Source organism: Aquirufa sp. ROCK-SH2 (assembly GCF_054558315.1).
On sequence record NZ_JBPXKB010000004.1, the window covers coordinates 1 to 11,760 of the forward strand.

Annotated in this window: 8 protein-coding genes and 1 tRNA gene; 4 read left to right on the plus strand and 5 right to left on the minus strand. The window is 34.5% G+C overall.

Annotated elements, in window-relative coordinates; all coding sequences use genetic code 11:
• Positions 1-251 precede the first annotated feature (251 nt).
• Both glmS and V7S79_RS09860 read right to left on the minus strand, forming a co-directional pair.
• Positions 252-2,087: a glutamine--fructose-6-phosphate transaminase (isomerizing) gene (gene glmS, locus V7S79_RS09855; RefSeq protein ID WP_459490421.1), complete on the minus strand. Its 1,836-nt coding sequence runs from the start codon at positions 2,085-2,087 to the stop codon at positions 252-254.
• A 448-nt stretch (positions 2,088-2,535) separates the two neighbouring features.
• Positions 2,536-4,257, minus strand: coding sequence for a hypothetical protein (locus V7S79_RS09860; RefSeq protein WP_459490422.1), 1,722 nt, complete (start codon positions 4,255-4,257; stop codon positions 2,536-2,538).
• 385 nt (positions 4,258-4,642) lie between these two features.
• Between V7S79_RS09860 and V7S79_RS09865 the strand changes: the two genes are divergently transcribed.
• From V7S79_RS09865 to V7S79_RS09880, 4 genes are all read left to right on the plus strand, one after another.
• Positions 4,643-6,493 (plus strand): glycoside hydrolase family 13 protein, encoded by a 1,851-nt coding sequence (locus V7S79_RS09865; RefSeq protein WP_459490423.1) that lies wholly within the window; start codon positions 4,643-4,645, stop codon positions 6,491-6,493.
• A 10-nt stretch (positions 6,494-6,503) separates the two neighbouring features.
• Positions 6,504-7,352, plus strand: a complete 849-nt coding sequence (locus V7S79_RS09870; protein ID WP_459490424.1) for a 3-keto-disaccharide hydrolase — start codon at positions 6,504-6,506, stop codon at positions 7,350-7,352.
• A gap of 216 nt (positions 7,353-7,568) precedes the next feature.
• Positions 7,569-7,832, plus strand: a complete 264-nt coding sequence (locus V7S79_RS09875; protein WP_459490425.1) for a hypothetical protein — start codon at positions 7,569-7,571, stop codon at positions 7,830-7,832.
• 125 nt (positions 7,833-7,957) lie between these two features.
• Complete coding sequence (locus V7S79_RS09880; RefSeq protein ID WP_459490426.1) at positions 7,958-9,673, plus strand: InlB B-repeat-containing protein; 1,716 nt, start codon at positions 7,958-7,960, stop codon at positions 9,671-9,673.
• 77 nt (positions 9,674-9,750) lie between these two features.
• Here the strand turns inward: V7S79_RS09880 and V7S79_RS09885 are convergent.
• From V7S79_RS09885 to V7S79_RS09895, 3 genes are all read right to left on the minus strand, one after another.
• A tRNA-Arg gene (locus V7S79_RS09885) sits at positions 9,751-9,822 on the minus strand.
• A gap of 11 nt (positions 9,823-9,833) precedes the next feature.
• Complete coding sequence (locus V7S79_RS09890) at positions 9,834-10,550, minus strand: RluA family pseudouridine synthase (RefSeq protein WP_459490427.1); 717 nt, start codon at positions 10,548-10,550, stop codon at positions 9,834-9,836.
• 9 nt (positions 10,551-10,559) lie between these two features.
• Complete coding sequence (locus V7S79_RS09895) at positions 10,560-11,756, minus strand: anhydro-N-acetylmuramic acid kinase (RefSeq protein ID WP_459490428.1); 1,197 nt, start codon at positions 11,754-11,756, stop codon at positions 10,560-10,562.
• Between the last annotated feature and the right edge of the window lie 4 nt (positions 11,757-11,760).

Consider the following 11,760-nt stretch of genomic DNA (forward strand, 5'->3'; position numbering starts at 1 on the left):
GGAATGATTTCATCCACTTTTAAGTCGACTACTGATTGGACGACTAAAACCATGAGGTCAGTGTTGGACTTAGTATTGGATAAGATTATTTTAAGTCATGATTCGAAGTCCCTAATTCACCACCTTGATTTACACCTTCGAGTACCACTCGTCTTGACGAGAAATAAAAAAGGTGAGTCGAAAGACTCACCGATAATTTATACTACTAACTCATTGAAGGTTAATGGTGATTTAATTCACTCCCGTTCACTCTATTCCACGGTCACCGACTTAGCTAAATTTCTAGGTTTATCAACATCAAGTCCTCTCAGAACTCCAATATAATAAGAAATTAATTGAGTTGGGATAACACTCACCAAAGGTGCTAGTAATTCATCTGTTTCTGGAACTTCCATGATATGGTCTGCCATAGTTCTGATGATTGTGTCAGATGGATTAATCACGGCAATTACTTTTCCTTTACGCGCTTTAATTTCTTGAATATTACTTACAATTTTTTCATAATAAGCGTCTTTGGTTGCAATGAATAAAACTGGTAAATGTTCATCTACCAAGGCTATTGGGCCATGTTTCATTTCAGCTGCAGGATATCCTTCCGCGTGAATGTAGGAAATCTCTTTTAATTTTAATGCTCCTTCTAAGGCAACAGGGAAATTGTAACCTCTTCCTAGAAATAGGAAATCTCGCGCATCTGAATAATGATCTGCTACTTTTTTGATGGATTCATGCGTCGAAAGCGCTTGTTTAACTTTGTCTGGAATCTGTGCTAATTCCAATAAATAATTTTCGTATTCTTTTTCAGTGATTGTTTTTTTCTCCCAACCAATTTTAATCGCCATCATGGCCAAAACCGTCAATTGTGCAGTGAATGCTTTTGTACTTGCTACCCCAATTTCTGGTCCAGCATGCGTGTAAGCACCTGCATGAGAAATACGAGCAATAGAAGAACCTACGGCATTTACAACTCCAAAAATAAAGGCTCCTTGTTCCTTGGCTTTTTCAATTGCTACTAAAGTATCAGCTGTTTCCCCACTTTGAGAAATGGCAATTATGACATCTCCTGGCCCGATGACAGGATTTCTGTACCTGAACTCAGAAGCATACTCTACTTCCACAGGGATGCGGCAAAGGGTTTCTATCATGTATTCTGCCACCAAGCCAGCATGCCAACTGGTACCGCAAGCCACAATGACGATGCGTTTTGCTTGTGAAAAAGCTGAAAGATGTTGCTCTATTCCTGCTAAAGTCAAGGTTTTGTTTGTGGCATCTAATCTGCCTCTCAAACAATCTTTTAAACTTTCAGGTTGATCAAAAATTTCTTTTAACATAAAGTGGTCAAATCCTCCTTTTTCGATTTGAGCCAATTCTAAATCTAATTGTTGTATATAGGGCGTTATGGGCTCATTTCCAAGATTTTTCAATTGGATTTCATCCTTAGAAATGATGGCTAATTCATAATCATTGACATATATAACTCGTTTGGTATATTCAATAATGGGTGAAGCATCTGATGCCAAAAAATGCTCTCCTTCACCTACGCCAATTACCAATGGACTTCCTTTTCTAGCCGCAATTAATCGATCAGGGAAGCCTTCCTCCATTACGATAATAACATAAGCGCCACTCACCCTTTTTAGAGCAATTCGCATGGCTTCTTCTAGGGTAGAATGATTATTTATTTGGATGTCTTCAATGAAATTTACTAAAACTTCAGTGTCTGTTTGACTTTCAAACTGATAGCCTTTTTGTAATAACTCTTGTTTTAGGGAAGCATAATTTTCGATGATTCCATTATGAACCAAGGTTAGTTTTCCGCTATTCGATTTGTGTGGGTGCGCATTTACATCAGATGGCTCACCGTGTGTTGCCCATCTCGTATGTCCAATTCCTATGGTTGAGGTTTGAACTACATCTTCTTTCCATGTTTCTAATTCGCTTACTCGACCTTTCTTTTTATAGGAAATGATGTTTTTTCCATAAAGTGCAATACCAGAGCTATCGTATCCTCTGTATTCCAATCTTTTTAATCCCTTAAGAATGATTGGGTACGCTGTTTGAGATCCTATATAAGCGACAATTCCACACATATGAAAATATTTTAATTTGAACTTTTTGAATAATGAGAGTTGGAAATTCCTAATCTGTAATTAATGCAAATATCTTTAATTTATGATTTTATACCAAATAAATAGGCAATATATTACTGATATTATACTTGTATTTTATTGTACTTTTTTAATTTATGTTCAATAAGGTAAGAAGAGAAGGATTGATAGAGTTGAAAAGTCAGCGATAACATATTTATAAATTTGTGTAATTTTAATTCAAATCAAAAACTTTATGAAGCAATAATTATTCTTGATTTTCATGAACAAATGATTCGGCCCCCAAGGCATGGACTCTTTAGTTCTTGCCAATCTCGTTTAATTTAAAATGATTGGTCGAGCCCCCTAAAATTATTCGATTTGTTCGATGGCTTTTTCTAAATTTGAAAGTGTTTCCCGGTTAAAATGCATTTTAAGTTGTATAAAAAAATCATTTTTTAAAGCCCCAGTCTAATTTACTGTAAAATTCTAAACTGCTAACATTTTTATTTTTTTCACCTATTGAAGAATAATATTGATGTAATTCATTAAACGTGGTAACTTTTTTGTTGACTAATACTCCAGCTTCCAATATTTGATTCACAACGCGAAAAGATTGATAAGTTCCGTCTTCATAGCCAATCTTGCAAAATAAATATGGTGGTTGAAAGATTAGTCTGGCTAATTTGCCCCAAAAAGAATATTCAATGTGTCCATAAAATCGAATTATTTGCCCTTTAGGTATATTAATTTTGCGATTTAATTGAATTTGAAAATTCATGGTTTGAATGTTTAAATTTTTTATTTCATTTGATTTTTTGAATAAAAGAAAAGAGTCCGATTCTGCAGTAAAATTATCAATCAAATTATATCTTTTCAGGAGTTCTACATTTACTTCGCTATCTGACCAGAATGGGTATTGTTCTCTGAAATTGTCTAAATGATAGAGTACATATGTTGGAGCATTAGTTGATCTGTATTTTTCGCCATTCAAATGAATAAGTTCTGGTGTATAGGCAGAATAGCTTTGAATTATTGGTCTAGGGTTATAATTTAATTTATTAAAATAGATGTAATCTATTCTGCTGTTTAAAATATCTACCGTTTCGTTACCAATTAATTGTTTAACTCGATTTGGTAATGAAAGTTTAGTGTTTTTAAAGTTGTTTTCATAATCATATTCTGATAGCTTTTGAAAGTATTGTTTTGGATTATATTTTATATTTTTTAGAGAATTTAAATAATTTGGGAAGTTGTATTGTGCATCCATCAATCTAAGAAAATGAATGGCAATAGATTGTGTCAGGATGATTATTATGATGTATTTAGATATAGAAGCGCTAAATTCATTAGGTGTGAATAAGTAGATCAATACCGCTAAGAGTGGGATTAATAAAAAGAATCCATATAAATTTAACGATGAAATCGCAGTGTGTGATTGTTTGAAAATGAGAAAGTAGATACTCGCAAAAAATATCCATAATAAAAAAGTTTTTTTTATGGCCTTTCTCGATAAATAAAAGATAATGATGAATAAAATTGCACTAATTATCTCGATGAACAATAATACATTAAATTCATTTTTCTTCAATATAACACAGGCCATATTATCTTGGTATCCATCAATTATGTATAAACTATTTTTAACATACTCCAATAGATTCAAATGAAGGAATTTGCTCAATAATACAATTGAAATTAATATAACAAAATTGTGTGTTGCCATTAATTTCCATGAAATCAACTTTTTGCATAATAGAGTAATTAGGCCAAATTCTATTATCAAAATCCCGACAATCCCTACATTAACTTTAATGAAAAAAGAAATAATACCTATCGCTATACTAATCCATAAACTCCAAACGGATCTGGTATTTTGCGCATGCAGAATCCAGAAAATAGAAAAATATAAATAAGTAAAACTTGTATCTCCAAAAATACCCCAAGGTAAAAAAATATAAAGGCTTAATAGTGCCACCATAATCCAATTATTTCCTGCCTTTTTAAACGCAAATTTGATCAGAAAAATAATGTTAAAAAGGTAAAAGAAATCGATGAAGGTAATCCAATAAATATTGAAATTTTCAGGGAAAAGTCGAGTGTTGATTGAACCTAGCGGGCCATAGGTGAAAATAAAATCTTTGCCTATAGTTAAATGTTGATTTTGAACCATTACTAAAGATTCGATCCAGGATGGGTCTATTCCTATGGAAGCATAGGTATAGGGTGAAAAATAACTAATGGAAAAAATTGAAAGAAGTAAAAGGAATAAATTTTGTTTTTGAGTAGATAAGTTTTTGTCGGTTTTCATTTCGAGATTCTTATTAGGGCCTTACATCATACACTATTAAAATAAAATGTTGTATAAATATCATATGCAAAGTTAAAAACTCCAACGGTTTTTTGTATAACTTCATTCAATCATTGACCATCTCCTTTTAGTTGTGCTTTCCATAAATAGTTGGATTGAATTCTAGTGAATAAATATTCCAGAGTTGAAGCCTAAGCAATGACATATTTATAAATTTGTGTAATTTTAATTCAAATCGAAAAAATTTATGAAGCATTATTTATTCTTGTTCATTTTTATATTCTCCTCCTTCATACCTTCTTTTTCGCAATCATTGCGAGTAGAACCTTTGAATTGGTGGGTAGGAATGAAAAATCCTAAATTACAGATTCTGATTCAAGGCAAAGATTTAAAGGGGTCGGAACTTGTTTCTAGTAATTCTGGATTAAAAATTGTAAAAGTTCATTTTGCAGATAGTCCCAATTATTTATTTGTTGATTGCATCGTCGCTCCTTCTGCAAAAGCAGGGAATTATCCATTGATCATAAAAAAAGGTGGCAATGTCATTCATACAGTGAATTACCGTTTAGAAGCCAGAGAAAATGGATCTGCTCAGCGTGCTAGTTTTAGTCCTAAAGATGTTATTTATTTAATTACTCCCGATCGTTTTGCCAATGGTGATGAAAACAATGATGCCGCACCTAGTTTGCTGGAATCTAAACCCAATCGATCCGAGATGTATGGGCGTCATGGTGGAGATATCAAAGGAATTCAAGATCGTTTGGATTACATTAAAAACATGGGTTTTACGGCAATTTGGAGTATGCCTTTGTTAGAAAACGATGAAAAACGTGAAAGTTATCATGGATATTCCATTACAAACCATTATCAAATTGACCCTCGTTTTGGAACAAATGAACAATTTCGTGCCTTATCTCAACAAGCAAAAGATCGCGGAATAAAAATGATTGTTGATATTGTTTTGAATCATATTGGAGACGGTCATTATTGGATGAAGGATTTGCCATTTAAAGATTGGATTAATTATGGAGGTAAATTCGTTTCTACCACACATCATAGGGAAGTTCAGCAGGATCCACATGCTTCTAAAGCAGATGTGAAATTACAAGTAGAGGGTTGGTTTGTTCCGACAATGCCAGATTTGAACCAAAAAAATCCATTTCTTGCAACTTATTTGATTCAAAATTCCATTTGGTGGGTTGAATATGCGCATTTGGGTGGATTGAGAATAGATACTTATCCATATTCTCTGAAAGAGTTTGCGAATCAATGGTCAACCTCTTTATTAAATGAGTATCCCAATCTAAATATGGTTGGAGAGGAATGGTCAAGTAATCCAATAATAACGTCCTATTGGCAAAAAGGAAAGATCAACGCCAATGGTTTTGTTTCTACTTTGCCTTCTTTGATGGATTTTCCGCTTCAAACCGTTTTGGCGGAATCTTTGAAGGAAAATGACCAAGAATGGGGGAAAGGATTGATGAAATTATACACTGTTTTATCCAATGATTTGGTTTATCCAGATCCTTATAATTTAGTCGTTTTTGGAGATAATCACGATATGAGTCGGTTTTTTACCCAAGTTGGAAATGATATCGATTTATTTAAAATGGGTATGAGCTTTGTATTGACAACACGTGGAATTCCTCAAATTTATTATGGGACAGAATTATTGTTTTCTAATCCCAAAAGTACCGAACATGGAGAAATTCGAGCCGATTTTTATGGAGGCTGGAAAGGGGATGTTAAAGATGCTGTTTCGGGTAAAAATTTGACTTCCGATGAAAAAAATGCCCAAGATTTTATGCGTAAGCTATTGAATTGGCGTAAATCAAATGATGCCATTCATCATGGTAAATTATTGCATTTTGCACCAGAAAATGGGGTTTATACCTATTTTAGGCATTCAGACAAGGCAAAAGTCATGGTTGTGATGAATAAAAATGCTAAAACGGCCTCCATTGATTTAAAACGTTTTGAGGAGATTTTGCCGAAAAGTTCGAAAGTTAAGGATATCCTGAATGATCATACGTTTACCTTGGGAGAAACCTTAGCCATTGGCGCTAAAACAGCATTAATTCTAGAATTAATAAACTAAACCTAATGATATGAGAATGATTAAAATGATTTTGTGTGGGCTTGTTTTAGCTTTACCTACTTTTGCTCAGAAAGCGAATCAAGAAAAATGGGAAACGATTTTTAACGGAAAGAATTTGGAAGGTTGGATACCTAAAATTCGGAATTATCCTGCTGGTGAAAATTTTGGAAATACTTTTCGAGTAAAAGACGGAAAAATTACCGTGGGGTATGAGGCCTATGAATCATTTGATGAGCGTTTTGGTCATTTGTTTTATAAAACTCCATATTCTTATTATAAAATAAGATTGAATTATCGATTTGTTGGGGAGCAAGCTACCAACGGTCCAGGTTGGGCGCTAAGAAATAGTGGCATCATGGTGCATGGCCAATCGCCTGAATCGATGGGATTGAAGCAGGACTTCCCAGTGTCCATTGAAGTGCAATTATTGGGTGGAAATGGTAAGGATAAACGTACAACTTGTAATCTATGTACACCTGGGACAAATGTGGAAATGAATGGTAAATTGTTTACCCCACATTGCATTAATTCGAATTCGGAGACCTATCATGGAGACCAATGGGTACAGGCTGAAGTCGTGGTTTTAGGTGATTCACTGATTCAACATTTTGTGAATGGACAAATGGTTATTTCTTACCAAAAGCCTCAAATCGGTGGCGGTAATGTGAGCGGTCAGGATAAGATTTTTGGTCAATCTGGGGAGTTAATTAAGAAAGGTTATTTTTCTTTGCAAAGTGAAAGTCATCCTGTAGAATTTAAAGATATTCAAGTCTTGAATTTAGAAGGTTGCATGAATCCCAAAGCGAAGAACTATCAATCGTACTACGTATATCCACGAGCGGACCTTTGTAAATTTTAATAGGTATTTTTCCTTTTTTTGATTCCAAAAGTTGTTTTTATCTAGTTGGAAAGATTATTATTTGCACCCTAATTTACATCACTATGTATAAAAAATAAAAAAGCAACCCTTATTGCTGGATTATTATTAGGATCCGCATCCATTTTCGCGTAATCCCCAAGTTTGAAATTTTCTTTAAGAGGATCTTTAGTCATTTCTAATCGGGACTGGTCGCTAGTGCAAAACACAGGGGGAGTCTTGGAATTACAAGCTAATAAATCACTGTCTGATCGCTTTAGTCTTTACGGTTCACTAGGTTATGGTGGCTTTGCTGGAGCAAAGGATATTGGCGTATCTGGATCTTCTATTCTGCCTATATTAGCTGGTTTTAATATTAATTCAAAAATCTTTAATGCTGGTTTAGGATTTGGTTACAAAAGTGCCAATACACCCAATTTTTACATGAATTATGTAGGAATTATACCAACTTATAAATTCTAATTTATTTTGTTTCAATTCGTTGATTGGAAACAATGTTTCCAATTTTACAATTTTCTAGCCTTGTGATACAAGCAAAGGGTAAATTTATATCTTAATTGTGTATTTTTGTTTGAAATTTCAACGCAATGAAGCGCAATTTATTTTTATTATTACATGTTCTATTTTTAATTGCTTGTCAAAAAGAAATCATTCAAAATAGATTAGAACTAGTTTCTAATCCGTTGAATGCGGGAAAATTTACTCCTGAATTAAATCTAATTGAGCAAGGGCAATCCATTGAACTAATTGCAATTCCCAATTCCGATTATCTATTTAAAAACTGGAGTGGTGCATTAAGTGGGACTCAAAACCCTATTAAATTTACCATGGATGGTGATAAAAAAGTAATAGGAAATTTTGAGAAAAAACTATATCCCTTAAATGTAACTATAAATGGTGAAGGGGTAGTCAAAGAGGAGGTTGTCAATATTAGTAGTAATTCCATATATCCATCAGGTACTTTAGTCAAATTGACTGCAAACCCCGCCGAGAATTGGTATTTCTTCAATTGGTCTGGCGATACCATCACAATTGAAAATTCAATTCAATTAATGGTCAGAACCCCCAAACAATTAGTTGCCAATTTTATCCATAGTCCATTTGACCTAAAAGTGAATGTAATAGGGAAAGGCACTTACAAGAAGTCATTATATCGATCTATCCAGGCTAATAAAATACTTTTAGAAGCAGTTCCTGATACTTATTCGGTTTTTGATAGTTGGTCTGGAGATTTGAGTTCCAATGATAAGTCAATTACTGTGCCAATGGATAAGCCTTACACTTTGAATTTAACTTTTTATAAAAAGGTAAAAATTGAAGTGGATACGGCAAAGAGTGTTCCGTTTGTTCAAAGAAACAATTTAGATCTTGGTGTGTTGCCAATTTATTTTAAATCAGATGTTAGTTTTGATGCAGCCAAAATTAAATTCAAACCTTTATTTGGAGGCAAAGAAACTAGTTGGATGTCTTTGTCAAAAACTGATTCGACAAGGTTTGGAGGAAAAGTAACATTGAATGGAGGAGCCTATACCGCGAATTTGGTTCTTGTTCGCGGTAATGCAGTTGTTTTAGACACACTGTTAGTCGATGCATTTAAAGTAGGTGAGATTTTTGGAGTGATTGGAAATTCACTAGCAGAGGGACAAGATCCTTATGATTTGAAAAATTATGATAAAACGAAGAGTACAGTTGTTACTTGGCCTTGGAGTACGAATGTTAGTTTTTGGGGACGATTAGGTGAATTGTTGGCGAGTAAATTAAATGTTCCTGTTCTCATTTATAATACAGGTTTAGGTGGGTCAACCACTGTTCAATGGGGCTTATCCAGTGAAGGATTACCGTTTGAACATGCATTTTATGATTGGAAGAAAAGATATCCATATTCTATTTTTGAGGAAAGTTTCTTTAAATATATTCCTAAAAGTGGTGTTCGAGCTATTTTAGTGATGCATGGTGAAAATGACAGGGATAATACAGAAGATGAGAATGTTTTAAATGCTCAACGATACATCAATTTTACTCGAAAAAAATTGGATTATGCTAAATTACAATTCTCTATTTGTCGCTGTGGCAATGCGAGTGTTTTTTCATGGTATCAAAAGGTATTAAATTCTCAAACTAGAATAGTCAATGAAATTCCCTACACCAGTTGGGGTGGTTTTGTGAACGATTTGCAAGGAGATCAATATCGTTGGGATGGAATTCATTTGAATTATACAGGTTTGGAGGGAGCCGCCAAAAAATGGGATACTGCCCTAGATTTGAATTTTTTCAAAAATTCGACGCCTTTTTTAGTAAATTAAAAATGGGAATTGCCGTGAAGGCAAACGAAAATGAAGTATGAATTTTTCAAATTAGACATACTTCATCATTTCTAAAGTAGCCCCATCAGGAATCGAACCTGAATCTTAGGTACCGGAAACCTACATTCTATCCATTGAACTATGGGGCCAGAAATTAAAATTACGAATATTTTTCCAACTGTTTGACCAAAACATTGAAATCCTTCGGGTAAGGAGCTTCAACGGTGATAGGATTACCATTCATTAAATTAAATGTTAAACTGTGTGCATGTAAAGCCACTCGTTTGATCAATGGTTGTTCTTCTGTGTCTTTTTTGAGATGAAAATTCTTTTTTAAATCGGATAAATATAAATCTTTGGCACCATACATTTCATCTGCGACAATCGGTGCTTTTAAACAACACAAATGTATTCTGATTTGATGCATTCTTCCCGTAATCGGAACGCATTCTACTAGAGTATAATTCTTGTAAACTTGTAAAGTCCTAAACCATGTTTCCGCATGCTTTCCTCCCGCACGATCAATAATTACCTTACCGTCTTTTAGTGGTAGAATGGGTAGATTGACCAAAATGCCATCCCAATCAAACATACCTTCCACTACTGCATGGTATCTTTTGGCCGTTTCTCTATGCTCGAATTGCATGGAAATGTGTCTGTAAGCTTCTGGATTCTTGGCAATTACCAATGCGCCAGTCGTCTCCTTGTCTAGTCGGTGACCTACCTGCGCATCGCTTGAATATTCCTTTGCCATGCGTAAAATACTGCTCGCAAATTCATCTTTTCTTTCATCCAAGGTTGAAATGCCAGAAGGCTTATTGATGACAAAAAAATCGTCATCTTCAAATAGGATATGATCCTGAATTTTCCATTTCATGCCTCAAATTTAATTGGAAAAGCTAATCTTTCCTAAAGTAAGCCATGGAGTATCGCCTAATTTTCTATCCTTTGCAACTGCCTCATCGCTCAATGTCTCATTGGCTAAAATAGCAAATAACAAGGCCTCTTTGGCGGAGGATGGAATTCCTAAAACGTCGCTTTCCATGACTTTAACAGGACTTACTTGTTCAGATAATCTCTGTATAAGGTAAGGGTTTTTGCTTCCTCCACCGCTCACTATGAGTTCGATATTTTCAGATAATTCAATCGGTAAATAGCTTCTTATGGCAGATGCAATGCTTTTGGCAGAAAATTCTGTTAAGGTTCTTATTAAATCAACAGGCGTTAATGAATATTTTTTTTCTTCAATGATAGCTTCAACCATTTCTAAATTAAAATACTCTGGACCTGTACTTTTAGGAAAGGATTCTTCGAAAAATGAAAGAGCTAAAAGATCATTCAGTAATTCTTGATGAAGCACGCCTTGTTTGGCTAAATTTGCGTCTTTGTCAAAATAAAATCCAGAGAAATGCTTTCGTACGGCAGCATCTATCAATGTATTTCCTGGTCCAGTATCCGTTACACGTATTTCATTCGGATTTAAATTTCCTGGCAAATAGGTGTAATTTCCTATACCTCCAATATTCAACAAGATTCGGTCCTGATCTTTTTTTGAGAACAAAAAGTAATCTCCAAAAACCGCCAATGGCGCTCCTTCACCGCCTGCTGCCACATGTTTTTGACGGAAATCTGAAATACACATTATACCTGTTAAATGAGCGATGTGATCCGCATCGCCAATTTGTAGGGTCGAATGAGGTAAAATTCTGTCCCTCATTGGGCAGTGCATCACTGTTTGGCCATGAGAGGCAATGGCATCCACCAACTCAGGCTCTACACCCCAAGATGCTAATGTTTCAAGAATGATTTTTGCATGTAATCTGCCAATCTGTGCATTCAATGTACTCAATGTGGGAAAATGAATGGTCTCTTTGGCAAATATCTCACGAATACTTTCTTTGATCGAGGAAGGGAAATCTACGGTGGTATGTTGTAAAATTTGGTATCGAGTATTCGTGCCATAACCTGAAAACTCACACAAAGCCAAATCTAGGCCATCTAATGAAGTACCCGACATTAATCCAAGAATGATTTTCGATTCTTTTTGGGCAACCTGATACAGCTTTTCTATTTGGGGATTCATACTA

Excerpts from the sequence above, each read along its gene's own strand:
- glmS (WP_459490421.1), bottom strand. The coding sequence starts at position 2,087 with ATGTGTGGAATTGTCGCTTATATAGGATCTCAAACAGCGTACCCAATC.
- V7S79_RS09860 (WP_459490422.1), bottom strand. The coding sequence starts at position 4,257 with ATGGTTCAAAATCAACATTTAACTATAGGCAAAGATTTTATTTTCACC.
- V7S79_RS09865 (WP_459490423.1), top strand. The coding sequence starts at position 4,643 with ATGAAGCATTATTTATTCTTGTTCATTTTTATATTCTCCTCCTTCATA.
- V7S79_RS09870 (WP_459490424.1), top strand. The coding sequence starts at position 6,504 with ATGAGAATGATTAAAATGATTTTGTGTGGGCTTGTTTTAGCTTTACCT.
- V7S79_RS09880 (WP_459490426.1), top strand. The coding sequence starts at position 7,958 with ATGAAGCGCAATTTATTTTTATTATTACATGTTCTATTTTTAATTGCT.
- V7S79_RS09890 (WP_459490427.1), bottom strand. The coding sequence starts at position 10,550 with ATGAAATGGAAAATTCAGGATCATATCCTATTTGAAGATGACGATTTT.
- V7S79_RS09895 (WP_459490428.1), bottom strand. The coding sequence starts at position 11,756 with ATGAATCCCCAAATAGAAAAGCTGTATCAGGTTGCCCAAAAAGAATCG.